Origin of the sequence: Paenibacillus radicibacter (assembly GCF_024721995.1) — a bacterium.
GTDB classification, from domain to species: Bacteria; Bacillota; Bacilli; order Paenibacillales; family NBRC-103111; genus Paenibacillus_AM; species Paenibacillus_AM radicibacter.
Genome location: NZ_JANQBC010000003.1, coordinates 143,180 through 162,445, shown reverse-complemented (window position 1 = coordinate 162,445; position 19,266 = coordinate 143,180). Strand labels below are relative to the sequence as shown.

Here is a 19,266-nt window from a genome sequence, read left to right as displayed (position 1 = left end):
TAAATCACTTATAATTATATATTATATATAAAAATATATATTAAGTATGCACTTAAAACTAATATCGTAGGTGATACTATGGATAAACAAGACTATTTGAACCGTATTTAAGCCAATAAACAAGATGATTTGAACTTAGCGTATTTAGCGCATTTACAGAAACAGCATGTCATGCAAGTGCATTTTGAAAATCTAGATATAATGAACAAAAAGCCACTATCTTTAAAGGTCGAGGATCTATATAACAAGTTGTGCTTAACAATCGTGGTGGTGTTTGTTATGAATTAAATGGATTGTTCCATCATCTGTTACAAGAGCTGGGATATGAAGCTCATCTTATGGCGGGGACTGTATTTGTAGCAGCAAATCAGACTTGGGCGCTTGAGAATGCACATCTACTCATGAAGGTATCGTTGAAAACCCAAGATTACTTGGTCGATTTTGGATTTGGAGGGAGTTGTCCGCGAGTACCTGTTCCGATCAACGGGGAGGCGGTTGTTGATCGTGATGGCAATTACCGTGTCACCAAGGACGAGACCGAAACGTATTACTATTTGCAAAAAGATAGTGGTGAAGGTTGGGAGATACTCTATCGCTTCTCAACAGCACTAACTGCGTGGGATTTGGAACAAATACATCCGTATTGTGTCGCGACGGAAACGGCTCCTGAAACATCGTTTACCAAGGGGTATTTCCTTTCCAGAGTAACGGAAGACGGACGAATTACTTTACTAGGCAACACGTTAATTACGGTCAAAGGAAACGATAAGTTCAAAGAGAAATTAGAGAACCCCCAAATCGAGGAAGCGGCTCGTCGTTATTTTGAATTAATAATCAAATTGAATTAATTTACGAATTTAGCAACTCTACAAAAATAGAAGCAAGCCATTTCGCGGTTATACGCAATTGGCTTGCTTTTTGGTTTATTTAATAGGAATCATAATCACGAACTCAGGATCATTCGAGTAAGGATCATTGGTAATCGGATAGATTTCAAAATGGATAATACCAATATGTACATGAGCTAAGATCTTTTAAATTTTGTAATTGTTAAAATAATATTATCCACCAGTAGCAAGAATAGTACAGATTAATGTCCAAAATAGCAATGAGAAGAGAAGTGAGATTATAACCCTTTTTGGTTTTCCTTCAAGTAGGAGAAACATAAAAATAAAAGAAATAAATGGTGATAAATACATACCTATTAACGGGACAATACCTAGCATGGAAGCATCAACTCCTTGAAAATACATTACTTATATATTCTTTATAAGAATAGAGACGATCCTTGAGGGATCGTCTAATTAGTTATTAATTATGATACCACTCAAAACTATACGCGGCATGTGGGGCTTCATCATATTGAGTTCCCCAAGTAATTCCAACTTCCGGTGTTTTACTTAAAGTGAGAGTACCATTAACTGTTCCTTCTTTGTGGAAGTATGCTCCTGCTACATCAGTTACTTCTCGGTTGCCTGAATTGTCAATTGCCTTATGAATATCTAACTCTCCATATCCTCTATGTTTATAGGTAGAGTAAGATACAACTTGATTTGCAGGTGCATAATACTTATCAAACTTATTGAGAAGATCTACTTTCCAACCGATTCCTGTTCCTGGAGCAAAAGTATCTTGTCCATTAGAGTAGACATAATGAGTTTCAGTAGCATTATTAAATCGTCCCTCAGTTATGTAAGTGCTCTTTGCCGTACCGTTGACAATACTCCAGTCATCGCTCCAAGCCATGCCAAATTTATCTGTTAACACAAATGTTGGATTATAATTCCAATTCCAATTATAACTTATATGATATTTTTTTAGACTGTTAACTGTGCCATAAGCACTTGTAGTAATATAATTTACAAAGTTACTAAATGCATAGGGTGTAATTTGGTCATTCTGTTCTTTTAAATTACCATCCACTGCTTTATGAGAAACATAAGTTAATGAGTTAGAAAAGATAGTTTTCTTTTGATCGAATTCTAGGTAATTAATAACTTCAGCTGGATAACCTGCATTTGTCATATAAGAATCTACTTCTTCTACTGTTGGGTTAGCAGTTTTTGCGCTCACAATGCTAGATAAACTTGAAATAATTAATAACATTGTTAGTACTAATGTGAATACTTTTTTCATGTTACCCTCCAAATTGTTTGAATTGTTTGTGTCGACACTCTATTAAAATACAATATTTTCCTAAAAAAAACAATATTATTTAAAAACTATTATTTTTTTACATAAATCTATTTATGGGAAGAACTAAAAATAGTTTAGCTCCGTGTTATTGAATATGTCTAATGTCAGATAAACTACGGAATAAAGAAGAGATAACTCGACTATTAGATGTCACCCTTTCATTGTCTAACATGAGAGCATATTATCTATCATTCGGAATGTTTTTGAAATTTATATATTCAGTTTAAGAATTTTTATTTACAAATTATTATTTTAAGCTATTATCATGCTTCGCGACCCTGAGGGCTCCCAGATGAAACTTCAGCATGTAGATTCTCTTTTGTTATTTGAGATATCCTGTCATCAACTGCAATCATAATCACAAATTCAGGGTCATTCGAGTAAGGGTCATTAGCCATGGGGTAGATTTCAAAGTGGAAAGTATCGCCTTGAAGCACTTGATAACCCTGATTCTCAATCCATGCATAGATATTGTTGTAGGACATGTCGATCTGCTGACCTTTCTTATGCTCACACTTGGCGTAGGTCATCGTTGGTACGGAAATGCTGTGCATGTCTTCGGGAACGTCTTCGATTCTATCAACTTCAACGGATACATAATGGGTGAATCCGCCTTCGGTAATGTGATAGGAGAGCCCTAATAAAGACTCCGGGTGCAGCACATGCTTGATCTCTCCTAACCGCTTCTTAAACTCCGTTTGTACCGCGCGAATCCCACCTGCGCTAGCTTCCGCGAAGGTTCCTTCCCATTTTAACCCGATTGCTTGGAATGCTTCTTTGGTGACGAGCATGGTTCTATTTGCTTGTGTCATTGCTTTTGCCTCCTAAAAAGTGATATACGATTAACTATTTTCATTTTACAATAGAAGGGTGACAAAATCTGTCAGTAAAAAATGATAGGTGTGAAATTTGTGACCAAGACACAGCGATTACACGAAGTGATGATTCGAGTCTATGAAAAACAGAAGTTTACGGTGGATGAGTTAGCGGTAGAATTCGCAGTATCTTACCGCACGATGCTTCGCTACTTGCAAGAGTTAAGTGGAATGGGTGTGCCGCTATATTCGGAGACGGGTAAGCATGGGGAATACAGCATCCTAAAGTCATCGGCTGCCAGCAACAAGCAACTTCCTTTCAGCAGGGTGATCAAGCCGGTTACTCATGTTGTGGGACTTGAGTTTCAAGCTCCTTTTACCGCGGTATATATGGCGAAAGTGCATGCTCCGACATTATGGGACGAACTAAGTCGTAGAGAGAATGAGATTCCAAATCCCATGAGCCAAGTGAATCGAATCGGCGTGTCTTTGAGTAGGAGTCGAATTTATCGTTACATCGCTGGAATTGAAGTTATTAATCCAATAATGATACCGGAACATATGGTGACGATCACTTTACCTACCCGTGAGTATGCGGTTTATAACCATGTAGGTGAGACGAGCCGGACGGAGATCGATGATACGTATTTTTTCATGTTGGAGAAGATTCGTGCGCAAGGTCTTGATCATGATGCAGATGCTTATTCACTAGAGGTGTTCAAGCCCGATAAGCTAGATGAAATCGTGGTATATATTCCTTTAAAATAAATAAAAAAAGCAAACCAGGCGTAAATTATCTATACGCCTTTTAGCTTGCTTTTGATCGTTATTAAACCCGATTATTCTTCGTCCGAACAGCTTTCACCATTGATATAATAGCTGTTTTCTTGGAAGACCGTAAATGCGACTTCTACCTCCGGAATGTCAAGGGATCTTACATGTTTCGTAACGATGTCGGCGAATTTGTCGCGGACTTCTTTACCACGTTCGAACCATGCAACTTCGATGAAGGGATAAGTTTCAACAACATTACCGCCGAATACCGATGTTGTATGGATGCATTCGATCATAAAGTTATCGTTGTCGCACTCGCATAGTTCTGCAAGTTCTTTGACAAGTGGAGTACTAATTGTGCACATTTGCTCAGGTGTAACGCCTCTTACGATGAGTTGTGGCATGTGTAGGTCAACCCTTTCCAATTTGCTTATGCTATGTAGTAATAGTACTATAATATGGACGGGAATAGAAATTTTGTATGGGAATACTATGTCCATTACACCATGACTAGACACAAAGGAGAGGACACATATGGAATGTATTGTGCATTTTGAAGTGATTCGTGATGGGGAAACGAAGATGTTCCGTGGACTTATCGAACAACCCGAGTCGAAGAAACCAACAGCAGAGCAGTTGGTTACGATGTTCTCGGAGCTTGGATATAAAGTAGAGCCGTTTGGCGGTACGACGAATTTCAATCCTGTTGCGCCAGATCGCAATTACAAAATTCGCGTGAAGAAGCTAGATTTAGGTGAACCGATTGAAGAAGGTCCAGATCGCATGCGCGACAATTTACTGCAAAATTTAATGAACCTGAACCGTCGTTACTAAGTCGGATATAGGTTGAGATATAGAAGGAGCTGTGCCATGTGGTCGTGTGACTGCGGGTGCAGCTCCTTTTTATCATGCAAGGGATGATTAGATCCAATAAGTCATCAGATTAAAAAGTAGCCAATTGACGCCGAATTATCTCAAGATTATGATATAAGGAAATTCCATAGGTTGTAAGGAATGGATTCATGAATAAAGGAGCAAGGAGGTGCACAATTGACTCGACTTAAAGATATTGCAGAGCGTGCTGGGGTATCCATCTCAACGGCTTCTCGTGCCATTAGTGGGGATACGAGTAGACCCGTTAGTGAGGACACCAAGCAGAAAGTACGTCAGATCGCGTTGGAACTCGGTTATGAAATAACTGAATCACCGGTTAAGTCAAGTAAGTCTATCCCGAAGAAGAACGCGAATCTCCTACAGATTGCTTGTATTGGCCCGCAGCATTTAATCTACAACCATCCGTATTTCACCCGTGTATTTGACGGGATTCATCACAAGATGAAAGAGATGGGTCTGCCTGCCCCGATTATTCGTACATCGGAAGAAGTGGATGATGCAGCGAAGATGAAGGCATTGGTCCAAGAACATGATATACAAGGGGTGCTTGCAGTCAGCTGGTATGATGAATCGCTTTATCAGGTGCTGCGTAAGGAAAATGTTCATGTGCTTGGAGTTAGTATTAACGATGATAAACTGAATGTCCCAGTGGTAGATTGTGATCGGGTGTATGCTTCACGAGCTGGGGTTCGCCATTTAATTGATCAAGGGCATACGCGAATTGGATTTATTGGAGGACCGTCTTTTTCGAAGACGATGGATAGTGAAGAACGGTTTGTCGGATATAAATTTGCGATGCTGGATGCAGATTTACGGATCAATCCTTCGTGGATGATTAATTCGCAGTGGAATGTGAATCGTAGTTATCGCAAAATGGGCGATATGCTCAAGAATTTGCCGCGTAACGAGTGGCCAACTGCAATGTTCTGTGCAAGTGATATGCTCGCTATTCCTGCAATGCGCGCAGCACTTGAGCAGGAATGTCGTATACCGGATGATCTTGCATTCATGGGCATGGACAACATTGAGATGGCGCAATATACGACCCCTCCACTCACGTCTGTGCAAGTTCCTCGATTTGAGATTGGTATGATGGCAGCGAAGTCGATCGTGGATTACTTGGAAGGGCATTACCCTGCACCACCTAAGATTCTACTTCCTTGCTCGATCATTGTTCGTGAATCATCCCTTTATTCTCGGCTCGTGACAACAGGATAGTGTAACAAAGCCCGCATGATAGTAGCGGGTTTTTTGTTTGTCTTTTTTTAGATTAAGGATATTTTTTTTGGATCCAAATATTCTGAAAATTATGATTGACAATACCAAAAACGTAGTTTAGGATGAAAAACAAAGAATAATTTGGATAAAAATTTGTCCAAAAAAATAAAAACATCCAATAAGTGAGTAAATGGATGAAGTTGCAACACTTAATTGTATGCGCTTCCATTTTAGATGTGGCGTGAATTAACCGGAAATTTCTAGCTTTAACTTGAAAATGTTAACCCATTTCGCATTTTTTACTCCAACTAAATCGCTATCCAAATAATTATCCAAATATTCAAACATAAAAGCAGGAGGAATGAATCATGGCTGATCTTACGAATGTTTCCGATGCTGCCGTATCATCTGCAGTAACGATCCCACCTAAGCCGAAACGCAAGAACAAGAAACTTCACTCCATCGCACGCAATTGGCAGCTCTATCTACTCATCTTACCTGTTGTTGCTTATTACCTCCTGTTTCACTACACACCGATGTACGGGATCCAAATTGCGTTCAAGGATTTTTACGCAACGAAAGGGATCTGGGGCAGCACTTGGGTAGGCTTCGCAAACTTCGAACGGTTCTTTGACAGTTACTTCTTATGGCGCTTAATTAAGAACACAATAGGGCTTGGACTCTACAGCTTGGCGCTCGGCTTCCCAATCCCGATTATTCTTGCGCTCTTACTCAACGAAGTTCGAAGAGAGAAATTCAAGAAGTTCGTACAAGTGGTCACCTATGCACCACACTTTCTATCGACAGTCGTTGTAGTCGGGATGCTCTTCTTATTCCTCAATCCAAGGTACGGCATTCTCAATACATTCATCCAGATGTTCGGCGGTGATCCGATCAACTTCTTGGCAGAACCGGGTTATTTTAAGACGATTTATGTACTCTCCGATGTATGGCAGACGATGGGCTGGAGCTCTATTATCTACTTGGCAGCATTAGCAGGTATTGATCCGCAGCAGCATGAAGCCGCAAGGGTAGATGGAGCCAATCGATTGCAGCGCATCTGGCACATTAACATTCCGGGCATTATGCCGACGATTGTCATCTTGCTGATCTTGAACTTAGGTACGGTAATGGCGATTGGTTTCGAGAAAGTGTTCTTGATGCAATTGCCAATTAACATGGAAGCTTCGGACATTATCGACACCTATGTGTACCGAAGCGGAATACAGGAAGCGGATTACAGTTTCTCCGCAGCCATTGGACTCTTTAACTCAGTCATTAATTTCGTTCTGCTGATCACGGTGAACTTTATTGCCAAACGTGTCGGCCAGACTAGCTTATGGTAGGGGGAACAGCACATGTTTGCACAAACGCGTGGAGATCGGCTATTTGAAATTATTAACTATATTATTCTAACGCTTGTCGTCATTATCGTTCTGTATCCGCTTGTGTTCGTTCTCAGCGCATCGTTCACGAATCCAGAGATTATCATGCGAGGGGAGATGCTGCTCTGGCCGAAGGATGTGACGTTTAACTCCTACGCCAAAATTTTTCAGAACAAGGACATTGTCAGTGGCTTCGTAAACACACTTACCTACACAGCGCTCGGGACAGCACTTAACTTGTTCATGACAATCTGTGCAGCTTACCCGCTTTCTCGTAAAGACTTTGTCGGTCGTAACATCTTCATGCTGCTCTTCGTCTTCACGATGTTCTTCAGTGGGGGTCTTATCCCAACTTACATGCTCATTAAGGATTTGGATCTGCTCAATAAGCTGTGGGTGATGATTCTGCCTAATGCCGTGTCGATCTGGAATATCATCATCATGCGTACGTACTTCCAGCAGACGATTCCATTAGAGATGCAAGAGGCGGCGACGATTGACGGCTGCTCTAATTTTCAACTTCTGCGTAAAGTAGTGCTTCCATTGTCCATGCCGATCATTGCGGTGACGATTCTATTCTATGCGGTTGGTCACTGGAATTCGTTCTTCAATGCACTCTTGTATTTATCAGATAAGAGTAAGTTTCCACTTCAACTCATTCTTCGTGAAATCTTAATTCAAGGTCAAGCAGGCGACATGGTCAAAATGTCCACAGAATCTGCGATCAAGCAGCAGCGTGAGGTGGAAGGGATCAAGTATGCGGTGCTTGTCGTATCGAACATACCGATGATGCTGATGTATCCGTTCTTGCAGCGATATTTTGTAAAAGGCATTATGATTGGCGCCATTAAAGGGTAATTCCTTTGATAGGGATACAGTTCGTCCACAAATAAAAGGGAGGAATACAAATGAAGGTGAAAAAGTGGGGAAGTATGGTGCTGACCAGCGTGTTATCTGTGACCATGCTAGCAGCATGTAGTGGAGGAACGACGAAAGATACTTCAAGTTCGCCTAACCCGGCACCAGCAGGTTCGCCAAGCGGTGATGCAAGTGGTTCTGGATTCCCGATTTCCAAAGATAAGATTACGATCAATGCGTTTGCCGGAAAATTCATTTCTGACGCAGATTGGAATACGATTCGGATCTGGCAGGAATACGAGAAAATGACGAATGTACATATCAACTGGGAAACAGTTCAGAAGGATAATTTGAAGGAAAAACGCAATCTGATGCTCGCTGGCGGCAACTACCCTGAAATCTTCTATGCTTCTTCTTTTCCAAAAGCGGACTTAATCAAATACGGCAAGCAAGGCGCATTCTTACCGCTTAATGACCTCATTGATAAGCAAATGCCTAATTTTAAGAAAATATTAGAGAAATACCCATCGATCAAGAAGGCAATCACAATGCCAGATGGAAATATTTATAGTATCCCGACGTTGTTCGATCCAGAGTTCAAGTCTGTTCTATACGGTACACCTTGGGTGAAGAAGCCGTGGCTTGATAAATTGCAGGTCAAAGAGCCAACGAATCTAGATGAATTCTACGCAATGCTCAAAGCATTCAAGGAAAATGATGCGAACGGAAACGGACAGAAGGATGAGATTGCATGGGGCGGAACAGGCACGAATGGTATCTTGTCGTACCTCAAGGGCGCATACGGACTTAACAATCGCGGACTATCGAATGCTAACGTTGATAGTGATCCAGCGACAGGTAAGATTCGATTCGTACCTGCCGATCCGAAATACAAAGAATTGCTGCAATATGTGAATAAGCTGTACAACGATGGTTTGATTGAGAAAGATATTGTAACAGTTAAAAGTTCAGAGATTGATGCCAAAGGGATGGAAGGCAAGCTAGGCATCGTCGATAACGTCGCACCAGAAGCGATCTATAATCAGAACGACTATGTAGGTTTACCGGTACTCAAAGGGCCACATGGTGACCAAATGAACACGGCGGTGTATTCACCGGTATGGGGCTTTGGTAACTACGTCCTAACAGATAAGAACAAGCATCCAGAACAATCTGCTCGTTGGGTCGATTACTTCTTCAGTCCAGAAGGTACGAAGATGTTCTTCATGGGTTGGAAGGGTGAAACTTATAACGAGGACGCAAGCGGAAACGTGGATTACGTAGATGACATCAAGAAGAATCCGAATGGACTTAACCTTGACCAAGCGGTGGGTCGTTACCTGATCTGGCCGGGTGGTTTGTACCCTGGATTCGTAACACAGAAATATTTTAAAGGAGCAGAAGGCTTGCAATCATCAGTCGATAATGCGAAGAAGTCAGAAGCATTCTCGCTCACTCAAGATAAAGTGTGGCCATCTCTTAACTTCACAGCAGAAGAGCAAGCTGCAACAGGCACGGTTCAGAATGATATCAACACGTATGTAACGGAAATGCAGGATAAGTTCATTATCGGTCAAGTTGGATTTGATAAATGGGATGAGTACGTAGCTACATTAAATAAGATGGGCCTTGAGAAATACGTGAAGACTTACCAAACTGCGCTAGATCGTTATTCATCTGTTAAATAACACAATTCCATCGACATAAAGGAGAGAGAAACTATGGGTAGTCCATTAACTGCTGTTCTCATTGGAGCAGGTGCGAGAGGATTTGGAGGTTATGCACCGTATGCCCTGCATTATCCGCATGAACTAGAAATTGTGGCGATTGCAGAAGCGGATCCAGTGCGGCTTGCGAAGGCGGCGGAAGCACACGGTATATCAGACGATCGTTGTTATGCATCTTGGGATCAATTGCTTGCGGAAGATCAGCTGGCTGACATCGCTATTATCTGTACACAAGATCGAATGCATTATGAGCCGACGATTGGGGCGTTGAACAAGAAGTATCACGTTCTGCTAGAGAAACCGATGTCGCCAAGTCCAAGAGAATGCGTGGAGATGGAGCTTGCAGCTAAAGCGAATAATCGTCTGCTAACGATCTGTCACGTAATGCGATACACACCGTTCTGGAGCCGAATTAAATCCTTGATCACTGAGAATAGAATTGGAGATGTTGTCTCGATTCAATTGAATGAGAATGTAGGCTATTGGCATATCGCACATAGCTTCGTACGTGGAAATTGGAACAACTCGGACACATCCAGTCCGATGATTCTGGCAAAGTCGTGTCATGACATGGATATGTTGTCGTGGCTAATGGATGAACCTTGTATGCGTGTTAGCTCATTCGGATCTTTGATGCATTTTAATGAAAGAAATGCACCTGAGGGGTCAACGGCTCGCTGCCTGGATTGTCCGGTCGAGACGACATGCGCGTATTCGGCGCAGAAGTTTTATTTTGACCCAGAATTCAGAGGTTGGGCACGTCACTTTACGCCTGACTTAGCACGCGAGAACATCATTAAGGGTTTACGTGAAACTGATTATGGACGCTGCGTGTATCGTAGTGACAACAATGTAGTGGATCATCAAGTCGTGAATATGGAATTCGCGAGCGGAGCGACAGCCATGTTCAGCATGTGCGGATTTACGTTCGAGCAGGAGCGACGCATTCAGATTATGGGGACACGCGGGGAGCTTCGAGCAGAGGGTGATGTCATTACAGTCTATGACTTCCTCACGCATCAGAAGACGGAGATTACGATTCCTGTGCAAGCAAGTGGTCACGGCGGTGGAGATAGCGGAATTGTTCGCAGTTTCTTGCAAGAAGTACGTGGCTATAACGGGCAGGAAGGTCTGACTTCCGCATCCGCTTCTGTTCGCAGCCACTTGATGGCATTCGCTGCTGAAGAATCCCGCTTAAACGGTGGTAAGCCGATTGAGCTGAATACGTATGCGAAGCAATTATTGACTGTCTAAATGATAAAAGCGGCATACTTCCCACCTGTTGATGGTGGTGAAGTATGCCGCTTTATTTTTATCTGGAAAATATAATGTGGTTCGTTTATGCGTTACTATTAACGGGTTTAGTTTCCTTGTCCTTACCAGGTAAGAATACGGATAGTACCAGCGTTAAAGCTGCCAAACTGATTAGGATAATGAATAGCTCATGAATACCTGTTGCGAGTGCATCGCGTAATACAGATTGCGTATCTGCAGTAAGCTCACTTGCCTTAGCTGGGTTAATGAGTTGATTCATTAGTGATGGATCGACACTGCTAGATGCGCTACTTGCCAGTTGATTCGCAATCGTAATGTTGAAGTAACTACCGAAGATGGAGATACCGATCGTCTGTCCGAGTGTACGGAACAACATGTTCGCAGAAGTTGCTACGCCACGCATATTCGGTTCAACAGATGATTGCGCAACAAGGGTATAGAGTGTAACGGTAATCCCGAATCCAAATCCGATCATAGTCGAGATCAAGACAAAATTGATTGTACTGCTCGCCATTTGAATCGTGAGGAACCATAGTGTACTTAATAGCAGAATGGATGTACCAATAATTGAAGCCATACGGAAACCACGATTGATGATCCGACCGCTCCAGAATGCGCCAATTGCCCATGTAATGGACATCGGCATGAGGATAAAGCCAGACTGAGTAGCACCAAGTCCGAGAATCCCCTGTACCCACATCGGAACATAGACGACCAGTCCAATCATGATCGCATGTACGATGAACGTAATCGCATTGGACATGGAGATTGGCAATGAGCGGAAGATCGTAAGTGGAATCATCGGTTCTTCGACTTTGGATTCGATAATGACGAATAGCGCCATACATATAACGAAAGCGGCAAATAACAGCAGCACGAATGGAGATAGCCACTCATTCGTTTCACTACCCTTTTGTACCGCATAGAGTAGTGCCAATAAACCGAGGGAAAATGTAAGTGCGCCCCAATAGTCGATTGATTTTTTTGTTTTTTCGATCTTCTCTTTCAGATAAACGACAATAAGTACGATGGTTGCGATTCCAAACGGAATGTTAATGAAGAAAATCCAGTGCCAAGTCACATAATCAACAAGGAATCCACCGAATAGTGGGCCAAGAATACCTGCTGCGCCCCATACGAATCCGACAAGTCCCATCATCTTCGCACGTTTTTCAAATGGATATAAGTCAGCAATAATTGCCGTTGAGATAGGTAAGATCGCACCCGAGCCAATGCCTTGAATGAAACGGTAAATAATGAGTTGCTCCATATTCGCTGCAAATCCACATAACGTAGATCCGGCAAGGAAGATGAGTGTTCCGATCACAAGGATGCGTTTACGGCCGAATAGATCAGATAATTTCCCGAAGATGGGTACGGCTACAGATGAAACTAATAAATAAATAGAAAAAACCCAGTTCATTAAATCAAGACCCTGTAGGTCACTTACGATCTTCGGCATGGCGGTACTCACGACCGTACCTTCAATCGCGGTTAAGAACGTGGCAACCATAATGGCGATCATGACCATCGTTCGGTTTGTTTGTGGTTGTACTGCACTCACGCTCGTTATCACTCCTTTATGTAGATGGGCTATATGTATATTGCCCTAATTATCTCTTGGTAAGATAACTGAGTTTCCTTTATTAGTCAACTATTTTGAACATATGCATAGAGTTAGAATGAGACAACTAAGAAATAATAATTCTTAAAAAAAGTCTTCTTATGAATTCGATACAGAAGTAGTAGTCATCTGTTATAATAACGGCTATGATGGCAGCTTGCTGCTGTTTGGGTGGGTTGAGGGGCTTTATTGTTAAAGGAAAAGTAAAGGATGATGAATCGAATATTTGGTTTAAGTAAGTATAATACCAATGTGAAGACGGAATTTTTGGCAGGGTTTGTTTCCTTCATTACGGCGATTTATATCGTCGTGGTAAACGCATCGATCTTGGCGGATGCAGGGATTCCATTCGAAGCGGGTATTGTGGCAACGGGTTTAACGTCATTTGTCGGCTGTTTGATCATGGGATTCTGGGGTAATAGTCCACTTGCGATTGTACCGGGGATGGGAATTAACGCCTTGTTCACGTACACGATTGTACATGGGCTGCACTTGTCATGGCAAGAAGCGCTAGCGGTTGTGTTCGTCTCAGGGGTGTTGTTTACAGCGATTTCGTTTACGACACTTTCAGGGGTTATCCAAAAAGCCATTCCGCGTTCGCTTAAAGATGCCATTACAGCGGGAATCGGCTTGTTCATTACGTTCATTGGTTTGCAAAAAGGCGGCATTGTCGTTGCGCATCCATCAACTTTAGTTGCGCTTGGTGATCTGAGTAGTGTTCATGTACTGCTTACCCTAGCGACCTTGATTGTGATGTTCATCTTGTTCGTTCGTAATGTACCAGGGAACTTGCTTATCGGTATTGCGGTCGGTACTGTTCTTGCGGCGCTTAGCGGAACGATCCAGATAGATGATGCTGGACAGTCCAGTGTAACCTTTGCAGATTCACTATCTGCACTGGGTGCAATGTCATTTGGCAGTATTGGAACCATTGCTTTCTGGATCGCGACTTTCTCACTGATGCTTGTCCTTGTCTTTGAAAATGTGGGTTTGATCCACGGACAACTGGGCATGCTCAAGCAACCTGAGAAGTTTGATCGCTCTTTACAGGCAAGTGCAATGGCAATTACAGCATCGGGTGTGCTCGGAAGCAGTCCAACGGTATCGTCTGTAGAAAGCACAGCAGGCATCTCAGCAGGTGGTAAAACAGGATTAACGGCAGTTACTACAGGTTTCTTATTCTTAATTGCTCTGTTCTTTATCCCGTTCATTAAGATGATTCCGGATACGGCGATTGCGCCGGTCTTGATTCTTGTAGGCGGGCTCATGATTCAAAGTGTGAAGAACATTCCGTTCGAAGATCTATCTGAGGGTCTGCCAGCATTCTTGGTACTTGCAACAATTCCACTAACTTCAAGCATTGTGGATGGTATGGCAATTGGTTTTATTGTGTATCCCATCTTAAAAATTGCGACAGGTAAGTGGAAGCAAGTTGGTATTCCGCTTCTAATCATTGCAGTATTGTTCTTATTAAACTTAGTGTTTAACGCGATCGGTTAATACCTAATGGGTTAAACCCTCGCGGGTGAACACGCATATACAATTGAAAAGCGCAGTTGCAGGAGGTTGTTCGTACTCCTAGCAACGGCGCTTTTGTGTTTGTTATTCGGCACTCATAATGCCAAGCGGACCATTCTCATCAAGGATGGAGGAGAGGCTGTATACCGAGATTGGAAACATCGGTGTACCGAAGTAGGAAGGTGTAATTTCATATTGTTGAAAATAAATGACAAGTGCTTTGTCGGCAATGTAGTAATCTTGGTCAGGGCGGATGCCTTTCCATGGAGTAAGGAGTGGGATTTGACGTTCCTTAATCTGCTCGGCTACGAGTTCGGATAACACCGTGACATAGTTGCTTCCGGGCTTGAATAGTTCTTGAAGAGTGTAGCTATGTCCGTTATGAATATTGAAGGTAAGTGATTGCAGCAGAGTGAGTCCGTGGGCATGCTTTGTCATGAAGGTATAATTGCTTAATGTAAGGCTTAACAATCCGCGTTCATTGGACTTGATCTCATATTCGCCGAGCATCTCTTGAATGTCATTCGAATCTTGTTTAATCGTTTGTTCCTGCATGAGGTTATGAACAGCTTGGAGGATTCTCTGGTTGATCTGCTTCTGCGCTGCTGTATTAGACAGTTCAGTAACAACGGGGTAATAAACCGTCGTATTGCGAGCGCGGATGACATGGGTATGAGTCATGACAGGTGGCTCAAAGGTGGGCATGGGAACACATCCCTTTTTGATAAAATGGTTAACACTACCAATAGCCTATGCGCATGAGCAGGGATATACTGTATTTTTGTTGAACTGATGTAGGAAGTCTTGAAAAATCGGAAATACTGCTAGGAAGATAGAGGGAAAGGGGATTTATACATGTTTAAGAAATTTAAGGATTTTGCGTTTAAAGGCAACATGATTGATCTAGCGATCGGGGTAATTATTGGGGGAGCTTTCGGTAAAGTTGTTACATCTATTGTGAACGATCTTGTGATGCCGGTGATTGGACTCATCTTAGGTAAAGTGGACTTTAGAAGTTTGTATATTGCATTAGATGGTAAGCATTACGATAACTTGGCTAAAGCACAAGCTGCAAAAGCTCCAACATTAAACTACGGAAGTTTACTTTCGAACTTGCTCGACTTCCTTATCATTGCATTCGTGATTTTCTTAGTCCTAGAACAAATCGTGCGCTTCCGTAAAAAAGAAGAAGCGAAACCAGCTACGACGAAGGAATGTCCTGCATGTTTGTCGGAAGTGCCAATCAAGGCAACTCGCTGTAAATACTGTACTTCGCAATTAGAAGTTCAAGCAGATAAATTGTAAGTTATTTAAGGATTTATCTTGTAAAACAAGCCCCTTCAGACTTGAAGTCCGAAGGGGCTTGCTGTTTGTTTATTCAGCAGGATCTGCTGAAGATGGTTTGTGCTTCGGTGGAACGATGACGTTCCGCGTTCCACTCCATCTCTCATAGAATAATATCCGGTTGCGTTTGAACATGCTTCGGATGAAATCGAATACTATGAATAGAGCAATAACAAAGGTCAGGAGCACGAGTATAATTGCCACTTCGCCGCTGGAATTCTCGCCTCCAAATATAGACATGATTGCAGGACCAATGCCGATAAATCCGAAGAGGATTGCATATCGTGTGAATAATTCCTTGAAGGTAATGCGATCATGGTTTCCAACTAATCGAATGCGCAAGATCCATTTCCCTAGTGTAAACCCGCCAGTTCGCAGCGGGAGCACGACGAAGTAAAGGAAGAACACAATCGCAAGACTAAGCAGCGCTGTCATCGTATGAGACGCGTTAAATAAATATGCCGGTAAGAACCAAGATGTCGAGAGGGCGAGCATTGGTGTCAAGATACACATCATGATCCAATCAATCTGCATGGCGATCAAGCGACGAATGAATGCAACAGGACGCGCTGTAAAATCGACATTCTCATCCAACTGGTGAGATTTCGGCAGAAAGAAAGTAAATAGTGGTGTAATTGCAAAGCCAAGCATCGCGCCAGCCGTATTCAGCATTAGGTCATCAATATCGAACAAACGATAGGGGCAAGTATAGATGCCATAAAGTCCTGTCAGTTGCGTAACTTCGAAGAATAACGATACACCTAAAGCGAAGAATAACGTCTTCACCCATGTCTGACGGAAGTAATAGCGCAAGTAAATACCAAGCGGCAGAAGCAATACAAAGTTAAATATAACTTGCAGGAAGCCGCGTTCTTTCATGATCTGCAAGTATGTGGAAGGCTGCCCCCAATTCACTTTCGTTTCTTTCAAAAAATCGTGAACGAACTGGAATGGAATTAGCGACATATGTTTGGTTCCTGGTTTTTGTAGTGAACACGTATCTCGTACGTCAGGCAATGGCAGAATGACGAGATAAAGAGCCGTCAACAAGAACAGCATCATCGAGTAGAGGACTACGGCGCGAAACCAGTTGATGTAGCTGTACTTATGGTATTGGTAGATCAAGAACGGTAAAGTGATGATAAAAGCAAGGATTGGAAATGTGATAATCGCTTGCCGAATCGGAAGAAAGTAAGTATCCATGTTAGCTGATCACCATTCTCGATTTCACTGCACGTTCAATGCGATTCATTGCTTCTTCAACAATATGGCGTGAGCATGCGATATTCATGCGTTCAAATCCAGAACCTGATTCCCCGAATACGAATCCTGAATCCAGCCATACGAGTGCTTTGTGACGCAAGAATTGCTGCAATTCCCATTGATCTAATCCCAGATCACGGAAGTCAATCCACAGCAAGAATGTTGCTTCGGAGTCTAATACGCGGATGTTCGGTAGCTTCTCCTCTACAAATTTCATCACATACTGTTTATTACCTTCAATATAATCAATGGCAGCATCCAGCCAATCGCCACCTTCACGATAACCAGCTTCCGCTGCAACGAGTGCGAAGGGGTTAAATGACCCTACACCTGTTTTATTTATTTCATCAACGAACCCTTGGCGCAAGATCGGATCTTCAATAATGATGTTGGCTGATTGTAATCCTGCGATGTTAAATGATTTATTCGGTGCGGTGCAGGTGATGGTACGCTTCGAGATGGCTGATGAGAGTGAAGCCATCGGAATATGCTTGATCCCTCTGCTTGGGAACACAAGATCATGATGAATTTCATCTGAAATGATGAGCACATCGTTAGCTAAGCAAATGTTAGCTAGTCGAGAAAGCTCTTCTTTACTCCATACCCGACCGATTGGATTGTGCGGATTACACAGAATGAACATCTTGGTACGCGGATCACGAGCTTTATGCTCGAAATCTTCAAAGTTTATTTCATAGCGATCATGCTTAAATTCCAGTTCATTGTTTACATATTCAAAGCCATTGGATTCGACAACTCGCATGAATGGATAGTACACAGGTTGTTGAATGATGACTTTGTCACCGGAATTAAGAAATGCTCGCACAGCAAAGTTAAGTGCAGGAACTACGCCAGGTGCTGTTGCGATCCATTCTGAGGTGATCGTCCAGTTATGGCGGTCACGCATCCAATTGACGACAGACTCGAAGTACTCTGCTGAGCATTTGGAATACCCGAATACAGCATGGTCAGCTCTCTTACGTATAGCTTCTGCAATTGGAGGAGCAACTTCAAAGTCCATATCGGCAATCCACATCGGAATTGCTTCTTCAGAGATTTGATTGCACAATTTGGATTCAAATTTAACAGAATGGGAACAACTGCGATCTACAATTTTGTCGAAATCATATGTCATCTAAGGTGCCTCCGAAATCATAAAGTGATCTATATTGTATCCCCAACAGGCACATGTGACAAGCGAATCGCGCGCTCGATACGATCCATTGCTTCGATCACAACAGACCGTGGACATGCAATATTCATTCGAGCGAACCCATTGCCGCTTTCGCCAAACATCGAGCCTGCATTCATCCATACAAGTGCTTCGTTATTGAGGAAATGTTGCAGACGCTTCGGCTGTAGCCCAAGCTGATTAAAGTCAATCCAGAGCAAGTAAGTTGCTTCCGAATCCAACACATGAAGCATCGGTAGCTTTTCTTTTGCAAATTGGATGACATATTGCTTGTTACCTTCTATATAATCAATGGCTTGTTCTAGCCAAGCAGCACCCTCGCGATAGGCAGCTTCAGATGCAATCCCCGCGAACACGTTAGGCGTCTCCATGCCTACTCGATTTAGTTCTTTAACAAACCGCGCGCGAAGATCTGGATTTTCAATAATAATATTAGCGGCTTGCAGTCCTGCCATATTGAACGTCTTGCTCGGCGCTGTACATGTGATCGTGATCTGAGAAATTTCTGGGGACAGGGAAGCCATTGGAATATGGGTATTGCCCTTAAATACGAGATCATGATGAATTTCATCGGATACGATCAGAATGTCATGGCGCAAGCAGATGTCGGCAATTTGCAGCAAAGTTTCTTTACTCCAAACTCGTCCAACTGGATTGTGAGGATTACATAGAATGAACAATTTGGCTGCAGGGTCAGATGCTTTTTGTTCGAAATCTTCAAGGTCCATCTCATATGTACCGTTTACCCGAACAAGTTCATTATTGAGATATTCGAACTGATTATTCGTTGGCACGCTCATAAATGGTGGATATACAGGCTGTTGGATAATTAGTTTTTCATTCGTATTCAAAAACGCACGCGCGATACAGCCCAGTGCAGGTACGACGCCAGGAGCATGTACGATCCAATCTGCTTGGACATTCCAATTGTGACGCTCCTTCATCCAAGCGATAGCAGCTTCATACTTATTATCACCTAAATGTGTGTATCCATAGATGGGATGGCTAAGGCGTTTACTAATTGCTTCTGTTACAGCAGGTGGTGTGGCGAAATCCATATCCGCAACCCACATGGCAAGAGCATCTTCCGGAATGTGATTGCGTGCTTTAAAATCGGTTTTTACAGCAAATGAATTTGTACGATCAATGACTTCATCAAAGTTGTATGTCATGAAATAACCCT

At 42.5% G+C, this 19,266-nt stretch carries 17 protein-coding genes and 1 pseudogene; 10 read left to right on the top strand and 8 right to left on the bottom strand.

Features of this window, described 5'->3' with window-relative positions:
- The first annotated feature begins 171 nt into the window (after window positions 1-171).
- Window positions 172-848, top strand: a pseudogene (locus NV379_RS08520) (arylamine N-acetyltransferase family protein).
- A gap of 463 nt (window positions 849-1,311) precedes the next feature.
- Here the strand turns inward: NV379_RS08520 and NV379_RS08515 are convergent.
- Together NV379_RS08515 and NV379_RS08510 are read right to left on the bottom strand one after the other, a co-directional pair.
- Window positions 1,312-2,136, bottom strand: coding sequence for a hypothetical protein (locus NV379_RS08515; protein WP_258206874.1), 825 nt, complete (start codon window positions 2,134-2,136; stop codon window positions 1,312-1,314).
- A 323-nt stretch (window positions 2,137-2,459) separates the two neighbouring features.
- Window positions 2,460-3,008, bottom strand: coding sequence for a GyrI-like domain-containing protein (locus NV379_RS08510; RefSeq protein ID WP_258206873.1), 549 nt, complete (start codon window positions 3,006-3,008; stop codon window positions 2,460-2,462).
- Between the two features lie 99 nt (window positions 3,009-3,107).
- On the opposite strand from NV379_RS08510, the gene NV379_RS08500 reads away from it, so the two are divergent.
- Window positions 3,108-3,779: a GyrI-like domain-containing protein gene (locus NV379_RS08500; RefSeq protein WP_373426096.1), complete on the top strand. Its 672-nt coding sequence runs from the start codon at window positions 3,108-3,110 to the stop codon at window positions 3,777-3,779.
- Window positions 3,780-3,850: 71 nt separating this feature from the next.
- Here NV379_RS08500 and NV379_RS08495 read toward each other — a convergent pair whose 3' ends face one another.
- On the bottom strand, window positions 3,851-4,189 hold the full coding sequence (locus tag NV379_RS08495; protein WP_258206872.1) for a DUF1904 family protein: 339 nt from the start codon (window positions 4,187-4,189) through the stop codon (window positions 3,851-3,853).
- Window positions 4,190-4,319: 130 nt separating this feature from the next.
- Here NV379_RS08495 and NV379_RS08490 point away from each other — a divergent pair, with 130 nt between their 5' ends.
- The 6 genes from NV379_RS08490 to NV379_RS08465 all read left to right on the top strand — a co-directional run bounded on the left by NV379_RS08490 (window position 4,320) and on the right by NV379_RS08465 (window position 11,121).
- Entirely contained in the window at window positions 4,320-4,619 is a 300-nt protein-coding gene (locus NV379_RS08490) for a hypothetical protein (RefSeq protein ID WP_258206871.1), read from the top strand.
- Window positions 4,620-4,835: 216 nt separating this feature from the next.
- Window positions 4,836-5,897: a LacI family DNA-binding transcriptional regulator gene (locus tag NV379_RS08485; protein ID WP_258206870.1), complete on the top strand. Its 1,062-nt coding sequence runs from the start codon at window positions 4,836-4,838 to the stop codon at window positions 5,895-5,897.
- A 368-nt stretch (window positions 5,898-6,265) separates the two neighbouring features.
- The gene (locus NV379_RS08480; protein WP_258206869.1) at window positions 6,266-7,243 is read left to right on the top strand and encodes an ABC transporter permease; all 978 of its coding nucleotides are present in this window, start codon (window positions 6,266-6,268) and stop codon (window positions 7,241-7,243) included.
- A 12-nt stretch (window positions 7,244-7,255) separates the two neighbouring features.
- Window positions 7,256-8,140, top strand: a complete 885-nt coding sequence (locus tag NV379_RS08475; protein ID WP_258206868.1) for a carbohydrate ABC transporter permease — start codon at window positions 7,256-7,258, stop codon at window positions 8,138-8,140.
- A 50-nt stretch (window positions 8,141-8,190) separates the two neighbouring features.
- Window positions 8,191-9,828 carry an extracellular solute-binding protein gene (locus NV379_RS08470; protein WP_258206867.1) on the top strand — a complete coding sequence of 546 codons (1,638 nt, stop codon included), beginning with the start codon at window positions 8,191-8,193 and terminating at the stop codon, window positions 9,826-9,828.
- Between the two features lie 33 nt (window positions 9,829-9,861).
- Window positions 9,862-11,121, top strand: coding sequence for a Gfo/Idh/MocA family protein (locus NV379_RS08465; RefSeq protein WP_258206866.1), 1,260 nt, complete (start codon window positions 9,862-9,864; stop codon window positions 11,119-11,121).
- Window positions 11,122-11,206: 85 nt separating this feature from the next.
- On the opposite strand, the gene NV379_RS08460 is transcribed toward NV379_RS08465, so the two are convergent.
- Complete coding sequence (locus NV379_RS08460; RefSeq protein ID WP_258206865.1) at window positions 11,207-12,706, bottom strand: MDR family MFS transporter; 1,500 nt, start codon at window positions 12,704-12,706, stop codon at window positions 11,207-11,209.
- Between the two features lie 270 nt (window positions 12,707-12,976).
- Between NV379_RS08460 and NV379_RS08455 the strand changes: the two genes are divergently transcribed.
- Window positions 12,977-14,266, top strand: coding sequence for an NCS2 family permease (locus NV379_RS08455; RefSeq protein ID WP_258206864.1), 1,290 nt, complete (start codon window positions 12,977-12,979; stop codon window positions 14,264-14,266).
- Window positions 14,267-14,368: 102 nt separating this feature from the next.
- Here NV379_RS08455 and NV379_RS08450 read toward each other — a convergent pair whose 3' ends face one another.
- Entirely contained in the window at window positions 14,369-14,989 is a 621-nt protein-coding gene (locus NV379_RS08450) for a DUF3298 and DUF4163 domain-containing protein (RefSeq protein WP_258206863.1), read from the bottom strand.
- A 150-nt stretch (window positions 14,990-15,139) separates the two neighbouring features.
- On the opposite strand from NV379_RS08450, the gene mscL reads away from it, so the two are divergent.
- Complete coding sequence (gene mscL / locus NV379_RS08445; protein WP_258206862.1) at window positions 15,140-15,589, top strand: large conductance mechanosensitive channel protein MscL; 450 nt, start codon at window positions 15,140-15,142, stop codon at window positions 15,587-15,589.
- 69 nt (window positions 15,590-15,658) lie between these two features.
- Here mscL and NV379_RS08440 read toward each other — a convergent pair whose 3' ends face one another.
- The 3 genes from NV379_RS08440 to NV379_RS08430 are packed head-to-tail and all read right to left on the bottom strand — an operon-like array spanning window position 15,659 to window position 19,255.
- Window positions 15,659-16,831 carry a VanZ family protein gene (locus tag NV379_RS08440; RefSeq protein WP_258206861.1) on the bottom strand — a complete coding sequence of 391 codons (1,173 nt, stop codon included), beginning with the start codon at window positions 16,829-16,831 and terminating at the stop codon, window positions 15,659-15,661.
- A 1-nt stretch (window position 16,832) separates the two neighbouring features.
- The gene (locus NV379_RS08435) at window positions 16,833-18,026 is read right to left on the bottom strand and encodes a MalY/PatB family protein (protein WP_258206860.1); all 1,194 of its coding nucleotides are present in this window, start codon (window positions 18,024-18,026) and stop codon (window positions 16,833-16,835) included.
- A gap of 29 nt (window positions 18,027-18,055) precedes the next feature.
- Window positions 18,056-19,255, bottom strand: coding sequence for a MalY/PatB family protein (locus tag NV379_RS08430; protein WP_258206859.1), 1,200 nt, complete (start codon window positions 19,253-19,255; stop codon window positions 18,056-18,058).
- Window positions 19,256-19,266 lie beyond the last annotated feature (11 nt).